The following is an 18158-nucleotide window of genomic DNA, read 5'->3' as shown; positions in this document are numbered from 1 at the left end:
CTGAGAGATCCTTTCTCTCTAAGCTAATGAATCATGGGCGCTCTGTCTGTAACAGAAATAGGGTTACCCTCCTTGAACACGTAAAAATAACTGGCCCACAGCGCCAACATCAGCAACAGCGCAATCAGCCCCAAAACCTTCTTGCCCACACCCACGACCCGACTCCTTTCCCGACTTCTTCCATGCAGCCGAAAGCCCGCTGGCGCGGGTCCTCGGTTATGTCATTGATTAGTTAGCGGCGTATTTGCCTTGCAGCGCCTGCAGGCGCTCGGTCTGCTGCGGAGTCAGGCCACTGGCGTCAAACAACAGCGTGCCGTCGGCACCGACCAGTTTGATGATTTCCAGGCTGAACAGCGCTTCTGCGGGCGCATCAAGCTTGCCCCAGTCGCTGAACTGGTTCGGTGTGATTTCCCAGGTCGGCGACTCGCCCGGCTCTATACCGCCGGGAATCGGCAATTCGACTGTGCCGACAAACCATGGCGTGGCACGGCCCGGGCTGGCCACGGTGCCTTTGAAACCAACACGGGCAACAGAGTACGTCGTGCCATTCTTGACCTTTGCTACCACCACCGGCTGACCATGCGGCGCCGCAACATTCTTGTTCTTCTCGGTGAAATAAAATTCCGACTTGAGAATCTGGAACTTGGCCATCTCGACCTTGGCTTTCTCCGCCATCTGCTGGATATCCTGCAGCTGCTTGATCTCGGCCAGGGCTTGTTGTTTTTCTTTGAGGGCACGCTCGCTGCGCAGGTTGGCGGCGATGGCAGCGACGTCTTCAGCGGTTTTACCATTGAGCGTCGTGCGCACGTTGTTTTTGGCTTGCTCGGCCGTGATCTGGCCAGTCAGCGCCTCGCCGATATTGCTGAAGGTGATGAGTTTCAAGTCTTCAAGGAGTTGGGCTTTCTTGTCTTGCGGCATGTCTGCCGTGACCTTGTCCAGCGATGCCGTGAGGCTCTCGTCACTGGTGCCGTCCAGTTTCGGACCACCGCAACCCGCTAACATCAACGTCACCAACCCGACCGCGAAAATCCTGCGCATACCCGACTCCTTTTTGAGAATGCGCGGACTTTATCAAAACGCCATCATCGACCCAAGCGAAACTCTCAACGCCTCCTGAATAACGGCCGCGGCTCAATCACTGAACGCCCATAGAGCACACTCATCCCGGCCAATCCCTTCAGCGCGTCCTCGGCGGATTTGTCTTCGCGCACCGCGAAACTATCGAACCCGCATTGGCGCATGTGGCTGAGCTGATCGCGCAGCACATCACCGACCGCGCGCAATTCCCCCGTCCAGCCCAACCGAGTACGCAGCAGGTACGCCTGGCTGTAACCGCGACCGTCGCGGAAACTCGGGAAATCCAGGGCAATCAGCGGCAATGCGTCAAACCACGGCTTGAGACTTTCCACCTCGTCGTCAGGCCCCAGCCAGACCGCATGCTGTGCGGGCGCTTGAAGCCAGCGACTCAACGGTAAAATCACTGACCCGTCCGGCAATTCACCCTCTGCGTCCCTGACCAGCCCCCAAGGATCGTCAGCCACAATCCGCGCCACGCCCTCCTCCAGTCGCAACAGATTGTTCATGCCGAGACCTCCAGCAACTTTGGATAAACCTGCTCCTTGAACGGCTCAAGACCAATGCGCTGCAAGGTGTCGACAAACAGTTCTTCGCTCTCGCGGTAATCGACGAACGTGGCGATGATCCGCTCGATAACCTCGGGCACTTCGGCAGCGCTGAAGGACGGGCCGATGACTTTGCCCAGGGCGCTGTTCTTGCCCTGGCTGCCGCCGAGGGTGATCTGGTACCACTCGCTGCCGTTCTTATCGACGCCCAGAATGCCGATGTTGCCGATGTGGTGGTGACCGCAGGCGTTCATGCAGCCGGAAATGTTCAGGCTGATGTCGCCCAGGTCGTGGAGGTAATCCAAGTCTTCGAAACGTGCCTGGATCGCCTGGGCAATCGGGATCGATTTGGCGTTGGCCAGCGCGCAGAAATCGCCGCCGGGGCACGCGATGATGTCGGTCAGCAAACCGATATTGGCGCAGCCCAGGCCCTGCTCGCAGGCCAGGCACCACAGGGCGTAGAGATCAGCCTTGGGTACGTCCGGCAGCACGATGTTCTGTTCATGGGCGATGCGAATTTCGCCGAACCCGAACTGTTCGGACCACTCGGCCACGGCCAACATTTGCTCGGTCGTCACGTCCCCCGGTGGTGAGTCAAAGCCCGGTTTGGTCGACAGCACCACGCTGGTGTAACCCGCGACCTTGTGCGGTTGAACGTTGCGCGTAACCCAACGTGCGAAGGCCGGGTTCTCGGCCAGGCGCGTGCCGAAATTCAGGTCCGTGTCGGACAGTGAACGGTAATCGGGAGCCACGAAGGCACTGGCGACCCGCTCATATTCGACGTTGGTCAACTGCGCCGGACCGTCCTTGAGGTACTGCCATTCTTCCTCCACTTCCCTGGCGAAAGCTTCGATGCCCAGGGCCTTGACCAGAATCTTGATCCGCGCCTTGTACTTGTTGTCGCGTCGGCCGTGACGGTTGTAGACCCGCAGCACCGCCTCGACATAGGAAAGCAAATGCTGCCAGGGCAAACCCTCGCGAATCTGCAATCCAAGAATCGGCGTGCGCCCCAACCCGCCACCGACAATGACCCGCAGCAGCATCTGCCCACTGTCATCGCGATAAAGATAAAGGCCGATGTCATGCATCATGATCGCGGCGCGGTCCTGCTCCGCCGAGCAGATGGCAATTTTGAACTTGCGCGGCAGGTACAGAAATTCCGGGTTGATGGTCGACCACTGGCGCAGGATTTCGGCCAGCGGTCGCGGGTCCATCAGTTCGTCCGCCGCCACACCGGCAAACGCTTCGGTGGTGATGTTGCGCACGCAGTTGCCGGAGGTCTGGATCGCGTGCATCTCGACCTGGGCAAGTCGTTCGAGGATATCCGGCACCTGCGCCAGTTCGATCCAGTTGAACTGCATGTTCTGCCGAGTGGTGAAGTGGCCGTAACCGCGATCATAGTCCCGGGCGATGCTCGCCAGCGTGCGCATCTGCCTGGCGCTCAGGGTGCCGTAAGGAATCGCCACGCGCAGCATGTAGGCGTGCTTTTGCATATACAGGCCGTTCTGCAGACGCAACGGCAGGAACTCTTCCTCGCTCAACTCGCCCGTCATGAAGCGCTCGACCTGATCGCGAAACTGCGCAACCCGCTCGAAGACCAGGGCCCGGTCATAGTCGTCGTACTGATACATGTGGCTACCTCATCAGGGTGGATCGCACGCTCTGCTACAGGGGTGGCGGTGCTTGTGGCAGTGACTATGAACCTACGGCTCAGCGCGTTACAGATTCACCTGAATGCTAAAAAACCGTATCAGAGTGCGTCAGATCACCGCAGGCTGGCCTCGTATCTGATCCGCATAAACTCGGTTTTTCTGAGTCTGTTTTGTTTCGGGCAGGGTTTCTAAAGTGGACGACATGCCAGTCCGGGTGGCCTGGCAAGACTTTGCAACCGTGGAAGCATTGACCATGAGCACAGCAACAATCGGACAGGCCTATAACTACAAGGTCGTCCGCCAATTCGTCGTGGCAACCATCGTCTGGGGCGTCGTGGGGATGGCAATGGGGGTGTGGATCGCCTCGCAACTGGTATGGCCCGAGATGAACCTCGACCTGCCGTGGACCACCTTCGGCCGCTTGCGCCCGCTGCACACCAGCCTGGTCATTTTCGGCTTTGCCGGCAGCGCGCAGTTCGCCGCCAGTTACTACGCGGTGCAGCGCACGTGTCAGGTACGGCTGTACTCCGACAAACTGGCCGCGTTCACCTTTTGGGGCTGGCAGTCGGTGATTGTGGTGATGCTGATCACCCTGCCGCTGGGCTACACCACTACCAAGGAATACGCCGAGATCGAGTTCTCCGGCGCGGTGTGGATGACCGTGGTCTGGGTCGCCTACGCCATCGTCTTCTTCACCACCGTGGTGCAGCGCAAGACCAGGCACATCTACGTCGGCAACTGGTTCTTCGGTGCCTTCATCGTCGTGATCGCGATGCTGCACGTGGTCAATCACCTGTCGATTCCGGTGGACTGGTTCAAGTCCTATCCGGTGTATTCGGGGGCCACCGACGCCATGGTGCAGTGGTGGTACGGGCATAACGCGGTGGGCTTTTTCCTGACCACCGGGTTCCTGGGGATGATGTATTACTTCGTGCCGAAACAGGTCGGGCGGCCGGTGTATTCGTATCGGTTGTCGATCGTGCATTTCTGGGCGCTGATCACCCTGTACATCTGGGCCGGCCCGCACCATTTGCACTACACCGCACTGCCGGACTGGGCGCAGTCGCTGGGCATGGCGATGTCGCTGATCCTGCTGGCACCGAGCTGGGGCGGGATGATTAACGGCATGATGACCCTGTCGGGCGCCTGGCATAAATTGCGCACCGACCCAATCCTGCGCTTTTTGGTGCTGTCGCTGGCGTTCTACGGGATGTCGACGTTCGAAGGACCGATGATGGCCATCAAAACGGTCAACGCCCTCTCCCATTACACCGACTGGACCATCGGCCACGTCCACGCTGGCGCCCTCGGTTGGGTGGCGATGATCACCTTCGGGGCCATTTACCACATGGTGCCGAAAGTCTTCGGTCGTGAGCAGATGTTCAGTACGCCGCTGATCAACTTGCACTTCTGGCTCGCGACCATCGGCACGGTGTTGTATATCGCCTCGATGTGGGTCAACGGCATCACCCAAGGGTTGATGTGGCGTGCGATCAACGACGACGGCACCCTGACCTACTCGTTCGTCGAGGCTTTGCAGGCCAGCCATCCGGGGTTCGTGGTGCGCTTTGCCGGCGGGGTTTTCTTCCTCAGCGGCATGTTGCTGATGGCCTACAACACGTGGCGCACCGTGCGGGTTTCGGACATGGCGATGGCCGAACGTGAAGCGCAGATTGCGTGAGGTTTGAGATGACCGAGATAGTGCTGAATTTGTTCGGGGTCGTGGGGTTTTGGCTGGCAATCGAGTATTGCCTGAAACATCAGACGGCCGAGAGCCTGGAGGACGCGAGCCTGATTCCGTTTGCCGATGACCCTGAGGTGGCGCGGCGGGTGGAGTTGGCGACGGGGAAGACTGTGAAGGCGGTAGCCCCCGAAGAAGCTAAACCCGGTTGGGTCAACCTGGAAATCTGACACACCACACATCCAAATGTGGGAGCGAGCCTGCTCGCGATGGCGCAGTGTCAGTCGATATTAATGCTGACTGATACACCGTCATCGCGAGCAGGCTCGCTCCCACAGGATTATGTGCAAGGTCGAGAATCAGCCGCGTTCGCGGGGGATCAGGCTCTGCAACTGCTGCGCCAGGAAGTTCGCGTCGAAGGCAAACGTATCCGGGTCTTTCAAACCATTGGTCTTGCGCCATTGCCAGCTCGTGGAAGGCGGCAGGCACACCAGCGAAATGCTGCCATACCGCGCGGCCGTCAAACCCATCACCGCCAACGAAATCTGACCACCGACGCCCATCACGTCCGGCACGAACTCCACCGGTTTGCCGGCAATGACAATGCTCAGTTTCTCGGTCTTGAACGTCGACGACTCGACCGGAACGCTCGGCCCTGAAGCGACATACACCTCGCGACTCACTTCCAGCAGGTTCGGCACCTGGATCGGCTCCAGCCATTGTTGGATCTGGTCGAACAGTTCACCAATGCGCGTCGCCCACACGGCCGATTGCGACTCAAACACTTGCTTCTTGTGCGCTTCGCTTTCTGCATAGTGGCGAAGCATCTCGCCCAGTTGCTGTACGTCGTCCATTGCGGTGTTCCTTTGGTTGAAGCGGTGCTGCGGACGTTGAGCATGGCAGATGCGCGCTGCCGGCGTACGACTAAAAGCGTGAACGGTATTGGCTGGGGGTCATGGCCAGGTATTTGCGAAACGCGCTGCCCATGTGCGACTGATGGGCGAACCCCGAATCCAGGGCGATATTGGCCAGGCTCAGGTCTGTGCGTTCGATCATGCGGCGTGCCGCTTGAAGGCGAACTTCCACCAGATAAGCATGGGGCGTCAGGCCCATGGCCTGGGTGAAATCGCGCAGGAAACGCAGCGGATTCTGCCCGTAGGTGTCGGCCAGTTGCGCAAGCGTCAGAGGCTGGTGGAACTGCTCGGCGATCTGCTCCAGCACCCGGACGAAGGACATGGACGTGATCCGCTGTGTGGTGTCGATTTTCTGCCGGGTCAAGTCAACGAGCCCCAGCGCACACTGCTCAAACGCCAGTAGATCGGGCTGCGGCGCGAGCAACAGACGCCGCACCGCTCGTGCCAGGGTCAGCGCACGTCGATTGCCTGAAGACTGCACACGGTGGGTGACACAGGGTAACTGTTCATCGGCAAACGGTTCGTCCAGGCGCATCAGCAGGTATTCACCACCGGTGACGGACTCGGAGAACACCTCGACGCCGATCGGCGTATACGCCAAGACGCCGGGCAAGGTATCGAAATCCACCCGACGGTCGGAATCGATGGCGTGCACACCCTGCTGACGCTCCAGCGTGACCCCAAGCGTTTGCGACTGCGCCGCATCACGCGCGTTGTACGCCGCACGGGGCAAGAGTTGCAGGCAGACTTTGCCGTCGAACAAACGCTGACTCATGACATCAGGCATGTGAAATTTCCTGATAGATCGAAACCGGGATCCACTGGACACTCTCTCGCAAAGGGTTGCCAACAACAGGAGAACGCCATGCGCACCATCGGCCTTATCGGCGGCATGAGCTGGGAGTCCAGCGCCGAGTATTACCGCCTCATCAACCAACAGGTTCGCGACCGGCTCGGGCCGTTGCGTTCGGCGAAATTGCTAATGTACAGCGTCGACTTCGGCCCTGTCGAACAGGCCCAGCATGCCGGGCGCTGGGACGACGCGGCGGCGATTCTGGTGGATGCGGCGCAGCGACTGCAGGCCGGTGGTGCCGAATGCGTGGTGCTGTGTACCAACACCATGCACAAGGTGGCCGGGCAGATTCAGGCCGCGATCAGTATTCCGTTCCTGCACATCGCCGACCCGACCGGTCAGGCCGCCGTGGAGGCCGGAACGCTGAAAGTCGGGTTGCTCGGGACGGCGTTCACCATGGAACAGGACTTTCTCAAGGATCGCCTGAGCGCGACGGGGTTGACGGTGCTGGTGCCGGACGCCGAGGAACGCAACGCCGTGCACCGGATCATCTATGACGAGTTGTGCGTTGGGGTGATCAGCGAGGCATCACGCAGGATTTATCAGCAGGTCATCGAATCGCTGACCCGGCGAGGCGCCCAGGCGATCATTCTCGGCTGTACGGAAATCGGCCTGTTGATCAAGCCCGAGCACAGCGCCCTGCCCTTGCTCGACACCACCGCACTGCATGCGCAGGCGGCAGTGGCATTCGCGCTGGGTGACTGAGTCAGTCGGCCCTGGGCGTGCGACGCAGACGCGCCATGCTCAGGGTGTCGACCAGCCGGCCGTCACGCACGGCGTAGTCGCGGAACAGGCCTTCGGTCTCGAAGCCGAACTTGCGGTACAGCCCGATGGCCGCTTCGTTGTCGGCGCACACCGAAAGCTCGACCCGTTGCAGGTTCATCCAGTTGTCGGCGACGTCCAGCGCCGCTGCCAGCAGTTTTGAGCCCACGCCTTTGCCTTGCCATTGCACCGCGACCGCCATGCCGAGATTGCCGGCATGGCTGCGGCGGATCCGCGAGAACTGCTCCAGACCAATGTTGCCGATGACCGCGCCCTGATGCAGCGCCACCAGTTTCACCAGCCGCTCGTTATCCGAAGCCAGGCGTTGGCGCCAGATCTCGGTGGATTGAAACGGCATTTGCAGGACCTGACGGGTAATCACCGGGTCGTTGTAGAGCGCGGTGACGCCGTCGATGTGGGATTCGCTGAAGCGTTCGAGGGTGATGACAGAATCGGTGGCGGGCATGGTTGACTCATCCTTGATGCAGACATGGCCGCTTACTCTACAACGCCATCTCCTGGAATGGCGAGAATCCCATTTGGGAGCGAGCCTGCTCGCGATAGCGGCGGGTCAGTCACCTTGGATATTGAATGTTACGACGCTATCGCGAGCAGGCTCGCTCCCACAGTTTGGATCGGGGTTAGGCTTCGAACCACTCCCGCCGCTCGTTGAAGGTGTTGTGAATCAGTTCGACGATCATCTGCACCTCGGCCTGCCCCGCAGACTCGGCATTGACCGCCATCCACACCTGGCGCTGCATCGGCTGGTCGAACAACCCCGATAACCCGACCAGCCCCCTGTCAAACTGGCTCATGTAATTGGGCAGCAAACCAATGCAGGCGCTGCAACGAATCATTTCCAGCATCAGCTCATAAGAATGCAACTGCACCACGCCGGCCAGGCGCTGATCGACCACGCCATTCCACGGCCGAAAACTCTCGATCTGACGATCAGGCTGCCATTGCACCAACATGAAGTCAGCGAGGTCATCGAGGCTGTCGGGGCGGGCCGCTACCCGTGAATAACGTTTGGCGATATGCGGCAGATAATCCAGTCGCGCCAAAGGCTGAGGCTCGCTGACAGGGAAACTCGGGCCCGGCAGCGGTGACTCGGTGCCTGCCAGCCACAGCACCACATCTGCACTGACCGCTCGCAGCGACAGTTCGCTGTCCAGCGTGATGATGTCCAGGCGCACGCTGGCGTTGCGTCGCAGCAACGAGACCAGATCGCGGCCCAGGATGTCGTGCAGGATCGACTCGGCCACAGCCAACCGAATCAGCGGCTGTTCGATCACCGGCACGTCGTGTTCATGGGCCAGGGCGATCAATTGCGCCTGAAGCTGCAACCCTTCACGGCTCAAGGCCAGGCCATTGTCCTGGTGATTGAACAGCGAACACTGCAATTGCGTTTCGAGCTGCGCGAGGTGTTTGCGCAACTGAGTTGATTTGATGTTGAGGCTGCGGGCCGCTTGCATGAAACAGCCGCAACGGGCGCTGACCCGGAAAGACTGCGCCAGTACCGGATCGATACCGGCGGCGTGGGTGGATTCCATGAATGACATCAATGACTCCTGTCGATCTATCCTTGAAGCCCTCATCCTGCGCAGCGTTTATGAACCTGACGTGACACCTACGGCGGAAAATCGATTCAGCTGCTGGGGCTTTGCCGAAAACTCACCGCCAGGCGATTCCAGCTGTTGATGGTGGTGACCGCGATGGTCAAGTCGACCATTTCGCTTTCGTTGAACTGCTCACGCGCCACGGCGTAGACGTCATCCGGCACATGGCTTTCGGAAAGCAAGGTCACCGCTTCGGTCCAGGCCAGCGCCGCGCGTTCACGAGGGTTGAAGAAGCCGCTGTCGCGCCACACCACAATCGAATACAAGCGCCGATCCGTCTCGCCAAGGCGCCGCGCGTCCACTGAATGCATGTCGGTGCAGAAGGCGCAGCCATTGAGTTGCGAGGCGCGGATCTTGATCAAATGCAGCAAGGCTGGCTCGATACTGAGGTTGCTGGTCAAGGCCTCCATGGCGATCATCGCTTTCATCGCTTTGGGCGACGCACTGTAGTAATCCAGGCGGGAACTCATGGGGTGACCCTCTTGGATCAAATGAAGACCCCCAAGGTAGGCGCTGACGCAGCGGCGTTACAGATCCAATTCGACGAAAAAGCCGTGGACCATTCGGCGGCAGACCAATCCCGGGTTTTTCGCCCACGCAACTTCTGCACGGCGGCTCATGCGGGTAATCTGGCGCGACGCACACGCGCCTCAATCGCTCCAGGAGCCTCGCCGGTATGGAACTTCATGTTGTCATCAACGGCCGCAAGGACCTGGCAGGCCAGTTGTACAACCAACTGCGCAGCGCCATTGAATCCGGCCGCCTGGCAGCCGGGACGCAACTGCCACCCAGTCGTTTGCTGGCCGAACAGCTGGGTATTTCGCGCAAGACCATTTCCGACACCTACGCGCAACTGACCTATGAGAACTTCCTCACCGGGGTGATCGGCAAAGGCACGTTCGTCAACGCCCGGACAGCCAAAGCCGCCCCCAAGCAAAGCCATTCACAGCTGGCGAGCTTCGAGGTGATCGAGTCCTGGCGCAACCTGCCGGTGTTTCTGCGCCACCCGACCCTGGAGGGCTCGTTACGCTACGACTTCATCGGTGGCGCGACCAGCAAAGGCCAGTTTCCGCAGGACGATTGGCGGCGCTGCACCTCTCACGCGTTGCGCCAGATTGCCGGTTCCAAGGGCTTCTACAGCCTGCCCGAAGGCCTGCCGGCGCTGCGCAACGCGATCGCCCGGCACATCGCATTTTCCCGTGGGGTCAATTGCCAGGACGAAGACGTGGTGGTGTGCAATGGCGCGCAACAGGCGCTGGACCTGATCTCCCGGGTGCTGACCCGTCCGGGCAGCATTGTCGCCATGGAAGACCCCGGCTATCCGCCGGCTCGCCTGTTATTTGGCACCCACGGGGCTACGGTGATCGGGGTGCCGGTGGATGCCGAAGGGATTGAGGTGGACAAGATCCCCTTGGGCACCCGGCTGATTTACGTCACGCCGTCCCACCAGTTTCCGCTGGGCATGCCGATGAGTCAGGCGCGCCGGGTTGCGCTGCTGGAACGGGCTTATGAGTTGGGCGCAATCATCATCGAGGACGATTACGACAGCGAGTTTCGCTACGAAGGCCGCCCGACCGATTCACTGCAAAGCATGGATGAGCGTGGCATCGTCGCCTACGTCGGGACCTTTTCGAAAACCATGCTGCCGGAGCTGCGCCTCGGTTATGCGGTGTTGCCGCCGGCGATTCTTGAAGCCGTCATCCGCGCCAAGCAACTGACCGACCTGCACACCTCCACCCTGCCCCAGTGGGCGCTGGCCAAGTTCATCGCCGAAGGTTGCCTGCTCAAGCATATCCGGCGCTGCCATACGATCTATGCCGGACGTCGCGAGCGGATCCTGTCGCGCATGGCGGGCGACCTTTCGCCCTGGCTTGAACCCGTGCCCACCACGGCCGGGTTTCACATGGTGGTGATGTGCAAAGTGCCTATCGATATTCCGTTGGTGATCGAATTGGCGAAAAAGGTCGAAGTCGGCCTTTACGCTATCGACAGTTTTTTCTACCAGCAAGCGCCACGGGCCGGGCTGTTCCTGGGCTTTGGCGCCATCGAAACCCTGGACATCGACATAGCCCTGGACCGTTTGCGCGACATTTTGCAGCAGGTGGCCTGATCGATTGGTCTGCGGCTTTATCCAGCGATTGGCTATTGGCGGTCCACAGGTGCAGGCCTATCCTGCATAAGCGTTATCCCTCAGTGAGCAGGATTCGTCCGGCCTGATTCAGGAGTGTGAGCAATGTCCAACGAAGTGATCAATACCGTACAGGTGCAGGCCGCCGCCGGCCGCTCGGAAGAACTGGGTAAGCAACTGCAAAAGATTGTCGACACCCTGCGTCAGCAACCGGGCTGTGATTCCTATATGGTCGACCGCTGCCCAGAGGACAGCAACCGCTGGACCGTCAGCGCCCGCTGGCAATCGGAAGCGGCCATGCAATCGCATTTCAACTGCCCTGAAGTACAAGGCTTTATTGGCCTGATCGACAATCGATTGGCGAATTCCGTCGACTTCAACAGCTTCCCGATCCGCTGAACGCCCTGTAGCGGCCCTGTGGCGGAGGGCTTGTCCCCTCGCCACAGGGCCGCTACAGATTGGTCCCCTCACCTTCGCGAATATTGGCTGTTTGATTGGCCCCACCTGCGCACTACTGTTGTTTCTGACAACTAAACCAACCGCAGGTGAATGACCATGAAAGCTTTGCGTATCCTTGCTGCTCCCCTGGCTGCCCTCGCCCTGACCGTTTCTGCGACTGCCATTGCTCACGAAGGCCCTTCAGAAAAGATCACGGTATTGCAGGATGAAGCGCTGAAAAACGTGCCCGGCAAAAAAGCCATGATGATCGAGGTCGACTACAAACCCGGCCAATCGTCGATTGCCCACAAGCATGAAGGCACTGCCATGGCCTACGTGCTGTCAGGTGCGGTTATTTCTCAAGTGAAGGGTGAGAAAGCAATCACTTACAAGGCCGGACAGTATTGGTACGAACCCGCCGGTTCGGAACACTTGGTTTCGAAAAACGCCAGTGCAACCAAGACTGCCAAACTATTGGTATTCATGGTGTTGTCCCCCGACGAGAAAGTGTTGATCCCCTTGGAAAACTGATAGCTGAAGGGATAGCCATAAATAAAAAGGCGCGAATTAACATTTCGGGCCTTTTTATTTCCCGGCGTGATTACTGGGCCTCGCTTAAACCCAATTAAACTATCGGCCAGCCAAGAAGTGCAGCGACTGGCTATTTCATTGTGCAGCGACAGGTTTAGTCTGGATAACTCGCCGGATATTCCGACATTACAACTTCCGACTCATGTTGTTTCACTGGAGTAACACCATGAAACTTGCGCTTGTCAGTACATTAACAATGACCCTCATCCTGGCGGGCTGCTCTGTTCCCACTGCGCCCAAAGCCGGCTCTTCGCTGGAAGGCCTTTTTACTGGACCGGTTGGCCGCAGCAATGCCACGCACGTCCCTAACGGCCACCAGGTTTCGTTGGGTATCGTCTACAGCCGCAACACCCAGGCCAACCGCGACTACCTGCAACACTACCAGGCCAACGCCGGCACCGGCTTCGGCCAGAGCCTGCTGGTGCAATCGATCCACGACGCCTACGTGGCCACCTCCAGACCGGACCATGCCGTGGACTGGGTCAAGGCATCGTTACAACGCCAGTTCGGCTCGGTGACGGTGTATCCGGACATGCAAAGCCTCAGGGCGGCGAAGCCCGACGTGGTCGCCATTGTCGACACCCGCAGCCAATTGATCACATCGCGCAGTTCGGATATCGAAGCGCATGTGAGTGCGCAGTTCTACGACTCAAACTTCAATTACATCGGCACTGCTCAAGGGCATGATGCCAAAGCGTTGAGTCCGTTATGGGCCGATTACAAGCGCAGTGAAGAGATTGTGGCGGATATTAACGAGCAACAGAATGTGCAAATTCGGGCACTGCAAAAGTTTGATCAATCGCTCAACAATTTAGTGATGCAACCCACAGAGACACTATCAGCCATTGAGTCAAAACAACTTCAAGCGTCGTACTAGCGCTCAGCATAATCTTGCCTTTAATCACAATGAAATGAGCACGTCTACCCCAAAAAAAAACCCGCATCTCTCAATGCGGGTTTTTTTCATTCAACAGCCGATCAGGCAGCCGGTTCCAGCTCCGCAGCTGCTGTGACAGGCGCAGGCACTACCGCTTGCCCGCTCAACGCCAAGTCCAGCAACTCACGGTTGGCCACCGCGTACATGGCGTAATCGGTGCCGCTGGCGGCACGGATTTCCACCAGCATGGCGCGCCAGCGTTCGATCATGCCTTCGTGCTCTTCCATCCACAGCGCCAGGCGGGTTTCCACGTCCTGAGTGCCGTCGCCCTGTTGCAGGACGGAGATGGTGATCGCACGTTGCTGCCAGTCGACGTCATCACGGAACGCTTCACGGGCCAGGGCCTGCCAGTTGTTTTCAACCGGCAGAGCGCTGATCTGTTGCAGGTACCAGGTGATGTCCAGCGCGCTGCCCACGGCGAAGTAGGCCTTGGCCACGTCTGCAGGGTTCTGGCCGGTCACGTCGGAGGCCTCGATGATCGGCAGCAGGGTGTACAAGTGTGAAGTGCCAGCCACCATGCGTGCGAGCAACTCCGGCACACCGGCTTCGACGTACGCCTGATAGCGGGCCTGCCAGGTGTCGCGGATCTCGCCACTGAGCAGTTCGTCGAGCTTCAGTCCCAGCTCCTTGAGGTGCGGACCGAAGTGCGCAACGTCACGGGCAGCGTTCTGCTCGTTGCGACGGGCACGCAGGAACCAGCGCGTGGCGCGACGGCCCAGGCGCATCAGCTCGTCCATCAGCTCCAGTTGCACGTCGGCGGAAACCTGATAATCCAGGGATTCGATCTGACGGAACCAATGCGGGAGATGGAAGATGTCACGCACGATCACATACGCACCGGCCACGTTCGCCGGGCTCATGCCGGTCGACTCTTTGAGTCGTTGAACGAAGGTAATGCCCATATGGTTGACCAGATCGTTGGCGATCTGGGTGCTGACGATTTCGCGCTTCAGACGGTGACGGCGCATGGCTTGGGAAAACTTGCTCACCAGGCTTGGCGGGAAAGCGGTTTCCATGTCACGCGTCAGGTAATCGTCGTCCGGCACCTGGGAATTGAGCAGCGCTTCCTTGAGGTCGATCTTGCTGTAGGAGATCAGCACCGACAGCTCGGCACGGGTCAGGCCGTGGCCTGCAGCGACGCGCTCGTTGATGGCTTCTTCGGCCGGCAGGAACTCGATGGCGCGATCCAGCTTGCCGCGACCTTCCAGATCGTTCATCAGGCGCTTGTATTCAGCGATCCGTGGCAAGGCACGACGCGCCGCCAGGGACAGGGCCTGGGTCTGCTTGTAGTTGTTGCCCAGCACCAGGTTGCCGACTTCGTCGGTCATGCTCGCCAGCAACTGGTTACGTTGCTTGTCGGTCATGTCCCCGGCCTGAACCACTTCGTTCAGCAGGATCTTGATGTTCACTTCGTGGTCGGAGCAGTCCACGCCACCGGCGTTGTCGATGAAGTCGGTGTTGGAACCGCCGCCATTGAGGCCGAATTCGACACGACCCAGTTGGGTCATACCGAGGTTACCGCCCTCGCCCACCACTTTGCAGCGCAGTTCGTTGCCGTTCACGCGCAATGCATCGTTGGCCTTGTCGCCGACATCGGCGTGGCTTTCGGTGCTGGCTTTGACGTAGGTGCCGATACCGCCGTTCCACAACAGGTCTACCGGTGCCTTGAGCAAGGCATTCAGCAGTTCGGTCGGGGTCAGTTTGTCCGCCTGGATGTCGAAGCGCTCTTTCATCTGCGGGGAAATCGCGATGCTTTTCGCGCTGCGGGAGAAGATCCCGCCGCCTTCAGACATGATGCTGGTGTCGTAATCCGACCAGGCCGAGCGCGGCAGGTCGAACAGGCGCTGACGTTCGGCGAAGCTGTTGGCCGGCTCCGGGTTCGGGTCAATGAAGATGTGCAAGTGGTTGAAGGCTGCGACCAGTTGCAGCTTGTCGGACATCAACAAGCCGTTACCGAACACGTCACCGGCCATGTCGCCGACGCCCACCACGGTGATGCTGTCTTCCTGGACATTGATGCCGCGCTCGCGGAAGTGACGTTGAACGCCCACCCACGCGCCTTTGGCGGTGATGCCCATCTTCTTGTGGTCGTAACCGGCAGAACCGCCCGATGCGAATGCATCGCCGAGCCAGAAGCCGTAGTCGATGGCGATACCGTTGGCGATGTCGGAGAAGGTGGCAGTGCCCTTGTCCGCAGCGACCACCAGGTACGGGTCATCGTCGTCATGACGCACGACGTTGGCCGGCGGAACCAGCGCACCGTCCTTCAGGTTGTCGGTGATGTCCAACAGGCCCGAAATGAAGATGCGGTAGCAGGCGATGCCCTCGGCCGCGATCTCGTCTCGGCTACCGCCCAGTGGCAGACGACGCGGCAGGAAGCCGCCCTTGGCGCCCACTGGCACGATGACCGAGTTCTTCACTTGCTGGGCTTTTACCAGGCCCAGCACTTCGGTACGGAAGTCTTCTTCACGGTCAGACCAGCGCAGACCACCGCGAGCGACGTTGCCGAAGCGCAGGTGCACGCCTTCGACGCGTGGCGAGTAAACGAAGATTTCGAACTTCGGTACGGGCTTGGGCAGCTCTGGAATCTGGTGCGGGTTGAACTTGAAGCTGAAGTAGGACTTGTTCTTGCCGTTCGCATCGGTCTGGTAGAAGTTGGTCCGCAGCGTGGCCTTGATCAGGTCCAGGTAGCGACGCAGGATACGGTCTTCGTTGAGCACCTGGACTTCGTCCAGCGCGGTAATGATCGCGTGTTCCAGGCGTTGCTGCTTGTCTTCCAGATCGTCGCTGGTCAGCTTGCGCGCCAGGTAGAAACGGGTCTTGAACAACCGGGTCAACTCGCGAGCGATGTCGGTGTGGTTGTTCAGGGTGCTGGCGATGTAACCCAGGTCGAAGCCCAGGCGAATCTGCTTCATGTAACGGGCGTAGGCACGCAACAGCGCCACATCGCGCCAAGGCAGGCCGGCGGTCAGCACCAGGCGGTTGAATGCATCGTTCTCGGCATCGCCACGCACGATGTGGACGAAGGCGTCCTGCAAGGTGTCGTTGAGTTGCTGGATGTCGAGTTCCAGGCCTTCAGCGGCGGTGAACGCGAAGTCGTGAATCCAGAACTCGCGGCCACTGTTGTGGCGCAGGCGATACGGGAATTCACCCAACACGCGCAGACCGAGGTTTTCCAGGATCGGCAACACGTCGGACAGCGCCAGCGGTGTATCGGCGTGATACAGCTTGCAGTGCAATTCGCGCTGACCAGACACCTGGCCCAGTGGTTGATAGAAGCTCATCACCAGCGGATTTTTTTCGGTCAGGCTCAGCAGGTGCTGCATGTCGACCACGGCCGAATGGGCAGCGAAACGCTCGCGGTAACCGGCTGGAAAGCCTTTCGGGAAGTCAGCCAGCACGTTGGTGCCGTGGGCTTCGCCGAAGCTTTCGACTACCAGACTGGCGTAGTCGTCCTGCCAGCTGCGGCAGGCCTGGACCACTTCTTTTTCCAGCAGGACCGGGTCGATGTCGAGACGGTTCTTCGGATCGACGCGCAGAATCAGTTGCACGCGTGCCAGCACGGACTCGGAGAAGAAGGTCCAGAACTCGCAGTCCGAGGCTTTCAGGCGATCCATCAGCACTTGCTGGATCTTCTGGCGCACTTCGGTGGAGTAGATGTCGCGCGGCACGTAGGCCAGGCAGTAGCAGAAACGGCCATACGGGTCTTTGCGCAGGAACACGCGAATCTTGTTGCGCTCCTGGATCTGCACGATCGACATCACGGTGCTGAACAGCTCGTCCACCGGCGTCTGGAACAGATCGTCACGCGGCAGCACTTCGACCACCTGCGCCAGTTCCTTGCCCAGGTGAGCCTTGGGCTGGAAGCCGGAACGGCGTTCGATTTCTTCGACCTTGCGGCGGATGTACGGAATGACCCGCACGCTCTCGCCATACACCGAAGAGGTGTACAGGCCCATGAAACGGCATTCCTTGATGACTTTGCCGTCGGCGTCAATTTCGCGGATCGACACGTAATCCGGGTAAGCCGGACGGTGTACACGGCTTGGGTGCGCAGCCTTGGCGAACGACAGCAGGGTCGGTTCACGCAGGTAGTTCACGGCGTAGTCTTCGATGCGCAGGTCATCGTAGGTCAGGCCGGTGCGCAGCAGTTTGGTCAGGCCCAGGAAGGAATCCTGGTCGTAGACGATGTGACCACCGTCGACTTCATCGCGAACCACGAACTCTTCATAGCCCAGGAATGTGAAGTGGTTGCCCACCAGCCATTCCAGGAAGCTTTTGATTTCGGCTTTTTCTTCTGGATCGACGGCGTACTGGCTGTTGTCCAGGCCGGAGAGAATTTCCTGGACCTTGTCTTTCATCGGTTCGAAATCGGTGACCGCGACGCGGACTTCACCGAGAACCTGCTCCAGCTCTTTGGTCAGGACATTGAGCTCGGCCGCGTTGGCGCAGCGGTCGATTTCCAGGTACATCAGCGATTCTTGCAGAATGCCTTCGCCCTGGGTGCCTTTCGGCAGGATTTCCAGCAGCTCGCCCTTGCTGCCGCGACGCACGCTCAGCACAGTGGTTTGCAGGGTGTGAATGCTGTAGCCGCGACGGTTCAGCTCGGTACGCACCGAGTCCACCAAAAATGGCAGGTCGTGGTGCAGCACTTCGACCGCGGTGTGGGTCGACTGCCAGCCGTGGCGTTCGTAATCCGGGTTGTAGACGCGCACTTGCGGTTGCGCGTGATCGAAGCGCTCAAGCAGGCGCCACGCAGAAAGGGTGCAGCCGGCGAGGTCGGACAACCGACGCTGGGTCAGCTCGTCCAGGGAAATGATGCCGAAGAATTGTTCAGCGAACAGCGCCACTTGTGGCAGTGCCTGTTCACTGATGTGCTGGGCCAGTGCCGCTTGCAGTTGGTGCTGGAAGTCGGCTTTGCTGGCTGCGGTGAAGAACGCCATCTGTGGTACTCCGCTTGG

At 59.6% G+C, this 18158-nt stretch carries 17 protein-coding genes; 7 read left to right on the top strand and 10 right to left on the bottom strand.

Going from position 1 to position 18158, the window contains the following annotated elements; all coding sequences use genetic code 11:
• Positions 1–23 precede the first annotated feature (23 nt).
• The 4 genes from FHL16_RS34765 to FHL16_RS25800 form a co-directional block, all read right to left on the bottom strand.
• Positions 24–155 (bottom strand): hypothetical protein, encoded by a 132-nt coding sequence (locus FHL16_RS34765; protein ID WP_256578028.1) that lies wholly within the window; start codon positions 153–155, stop codon positions 24–26.
• Between the two features lie 73 nt (positions 156–228).
• Entirely contained in the window at positions 229–1038 is an 810-nt protein-coding gene (locus tag FHL16_RS25810) for a DUF6694 family lipoprotein (protein ID WP_077749668.1), read from the bottom strand.
• 65 nt (positions 1039–1103) lie between these two features.
• Positions 1104–1583, bottom strand: coding sequence for a DUF934 domain-containing protein (locus FHL16_RS25805; RefSeq protein ID WP_077749667.1), 480 nt, complete (start codon positions 1581–1583; stop codon positions 1104–1106).
• The gene (locus tag FHL16_RS25800; protein ID WP_077749666.1) at positions 1580–3253 is read right to left on the bottom strand and encodes a nitrite/sulfite reductase; all 1674 of its coding nucleotides are present in this window, start codon (positions 3251–3253) and stop codon (positions 1580–1582) included. The genes FHL16_RS25805 and FHL16_RS25800 overlap by 4 nt, the downstream gene beginning before the upstream one ends.
• A gap of 274 nt (positions 3254–3527) precedes the next feature.
• Between FHL16_RS25800 and ccoN the strand changes: the two genes are divergently transcribed.
• Together ccoN and FHL16_RS25785 are read left to right on the top strand one after the other, a co-directional pair.
• Complete coding sequence (gene ccoN, locus FHL16_RS25790; protein ID WP_010459896.1) at positions 3528–4955, top strand: cytochrome-c oxidase, cbb3-type subunit I; 1428 nt, start codon at positions 3528–3530, stop codon at positions 4953–4955.
• 8 nt (positions 4956–4963) lie between these two features.
• The gene (locus tag FHL16_RS25785) at positions 4964–5185 is read left to right on the top strand and encodes a hypothetical protein (RefSeq protein ID WP_042932102.1); all 222 of its coding nucleotides are present in this window, start codon (positions 4964–4966) and stop codon (positions 5183–5185) included.
• A 129-nt stretch (positions 5186–5314) separates the two neighbouring features.
• On the opposite strand, the gene FHL16_RS25780 is transcribed toward FHL16_RS25785, so the two are convergent.
• Positions 5315–5809, bottom strand: a complete 495-nt coding sequence (locus FHL16_RS25780) for a hypothetical protein (RefSeq protein WP_010459894.1) — start codon at positions 5807–5809, stop codon at positions 5315–5317.
• 70 nt (positions 5810–5879) lie between these two features.
• Positions 5880–6656, bottom strand: coding sequence for an AraC family transcriptional regulator (locus FHL16_RS25775; protein ID WP_077749665.1), 777 nt, complete (start codon positions 6654–6656; stop codon positions 5880–5882).
• A gap of 78 nt (positions 6657–6734) precedes the next feature.
• Here FHL16_RS25775 and FHL16_RS25770 point away from each other — a divergent pair, with 78 nt between their 5' ends.
• Positions 6735–7427, top strand: coding sequence for an aspartate/glutamate racemase family protein (locus FHL16_RS25770; protein WP_077749664.1), 693 nt, complete (start codon positions 6735–6737; stop codon positions 7425–7427).
• A 1-nt stretch (position 7428) separates the two neighbouring features.
• Here FHL16_RS25770 and FHL16_RS25765 read toward each other — a convergent pair whose 3' ends face one another.
• The 3 genes from FHL16_RS25765 to FHL16_RS25750 form a co-directional block, all read right to left on the bottom strand.
• Entirely contained in the window at positions 7429–7950 is a 522-nt protein-coding gene (locus FHL16_RS25765) for a GNAT family N-acetyltransferase (protein ID WP_077749663.1), read from the bottom strand.
• Positions 7951–8125: 175 nt separating this feature from the next.
• Positions 8126–9046 carry a LysR family transcriptional regulator gene (locus tag FHL16_RS25755; RefSeq protein WP_010459890.1) on the bottom strand — a complete coding sequence of 307 codons (921 nt, stop codon included), beginning with the start codon at positions 9044–9046 and terminating at the stop codon, positions 8126–8128.
• An 86-nt stretch (positions 9047–9132) separates the two neighbouring features.
• Complete coding sequence (locus FHL16_RS25750) at positions 9133–9573, bottom strand: carboxymuconolactone decarboxylase family protein (RefSeq protein ID WP_010459889.1); 441 nt, start codon at positions 9571–9573, stop codon at positions 9133–9135.
• Between the two features lie 206 nt (positions 9574–9779).
• On the opposite strand from FHL16_RS25750, the gene pdxR reads away from it, so the two are divergent.
• The 4 genes from pdxR to FHL16_RS25730 all read left to right on the top strand — a co-directional run bounded on the left by pdxR (position 9780) and on the right by FHL16_RS25730 (position 13137).
• On the top strand, positions 9780–11213 hold the full coding sequence (pdxR, locus tag FHL16_RS25745; RefSeq protein ID WP_010459888.1) for a MocR-like pyridoxine biosynthesis transcription factor PdxR: 1434 nt from the start codon (positions 9780–9782) through the stop codon (positions 11211–11213).
• Between the two features lie 123 nt (positions 11214–11336).
• Entirely contained in the window at positions 11337–11630 is a 294-nt protein-coding gene (locus FHL16_RS25740) for an antibiotic biosynthesis monooxygenase family protein (protein WP_010459887.1), read from the top strand.
• Positions 11631–11786: 156 nt separating this feature from the next.
• A complete protein-coding gene (locus FHL16_RS25735) occupies positions 11787–12200 on the top strand; it encodes a cupin domain-containing protein (protein WP_077749662.1) in 414 nt (137 codons plus the stop codon).
• A 226-nt stretch (positions 12201–12426) separates the two neighbouring features.
• A complete protein-coding gene (locus FHL16_RS25730; protein WP_010459884.1) occupies positions 12427–13137 on the top strand; it encodes a hypothetical protein in 711 nt (236 codons plus the stop codon).
• A 101-nt stretch (positions 13138–13238) separates the two neighbouring features.
• On the opposite strand, the gene FHL16_RS25725 is transcribed toward FHL16_RS25730, so the two are convergent.
• Entirely contained in the window at positions 13239–18140 is a 4902-nt protein-coding gene (locus FHL16_RS25725) for an NAD-glutamate dehydrogenase (RefSeq protein ID WP_010459882.1), read from the bottom strand.
• Positions 18141–18158 lie beyond the last annotated feature (18 nt).

This window comes from Pseudomonas sp. FSL W5-0299, from assembly GCF_005930655.1.
Classification (GTDB): domain Bacteria; phylum Pseudomonadota; class Gammaproteobacteria; order Pseudomonadales; family Pseudomonadaceae; genus Aquipseudomonas; species Aquipseudomonas mandelii.
This window is presented reverse-complemented; position numbering and strand designations above follow the sequence as displayed.

Bases quoted from the DNA above. Each gene is read 5' to 3' on its own strand.
- FHL16_RS25805 (WP_077749667.1), bottom strand. From the start codon at position 1,583: ATGAACAATCTGTTGCGACTGGAGGAGGGCGTGGCGCGGATTGTGGCT.
- FHL16_RS25775 (WP_077749665.1), bottom strand. From the start codon at position 6,656: ATGCCTGATGTCATGAGTCAGCGTTTGTTCGACGGCAAAGTCTGCCTG.
- FHL16_RS25770 (WP_077749664.1), top strand. From the start codon at position 6,735: ATGCGCACCATCGGCCTTATCGGCGGCATGAGCTGGGAGTCCAGCGCC.
- FHL16_RS25780 (WP_010459894.1), bottom strand. From the start codon at position 5,809: ATGGACGACGTACAGCAACTGGGCGAGATGCTTCGCCACTATGCAGAA.
- FHL16_RS25730 (WP_010459884.1), top strand. From the start codon at position 12,427: ATGAAACTTGCGCTTGTCAGTACATTAACAATGACCCTCATCCTGGCG.
- FHL16_RS25785 (WP_042932102.1), top strand. From the start codon at position 4,964: ATGACCGAGATAGTGCTGAATTTGTTCGGGGTCGTGGGGTTTTGGCTG.
- ccoN (WP_010459896.1), top strand. From the start codon at position 3,528: ATGAGCACAGCAACAATCGGACAGGCCTATAACTACAAGGTCGTCCGC.
- FHL16_RS25755 (WP_010459890.1), bottom strand. From the start codon at position 9,046: ATGTCATTCATGGAATCCACCCACGCCGCCGGTATCGATCCGGTACTG.
- FHL16_RS25725 (WP_010459882.1), bottom strand. From the start codon at position 18,140: ATGGCGTTCTTCACCGCAGCCAGCAAAGCCGACTTCCAGCACCAACTG.
- FHL16_RS25765 (WP_077749663.1), bottom strand. From the start codon at position 7,950: ATGCCCGCCACCGATTCTGTCATCACCCTCGAACGCTTCAGCGAATCC.
- FHL16_RS25740 (WP_010459887.1), top strand. From the start codon at position 11,337: ATGTCCAACGAAGTGATCAATACCGTACAGGTGCAGGCCGCCGCCGGC.
- FHL16_RS25735 (WP_077749662.1), top strand. From the start codon at position 11,787: ATGAAAGCTTTGCGTATCCTTGCTGCTCCCCTGGCTGCCCTCGCCCTG.
- FHL16_RS25810 (WP_077749668.1), bottom strand. From the start codon at position 1,038: ATGCGCAGGATTTTCGCGGTCGGGTTGGTGACGTTGATGTTAGCGGGT.
- FHL16_RS25750 (WP_010459889.1), bottom strand. From the start codon at position 9,573: ATGAGTTCCCGCCTGGATTACTACAGTGCGTCGCCCAAAGCGATGAAA.
- pdxR (WP_010459888.1), top strand. From the start codon at position 9,780: ATGGAACTTCATGTTGTCATCAACGGCCGCAAGGACCTGGCAGGCCAG.
- FHL16_RS25800 (WP_077749666.1), bottom strand. From the start codon at position 3,253: ATGTATCAGTACGACGACTATGACCGGGCCCTGGTCTTCGAGCGGGTT.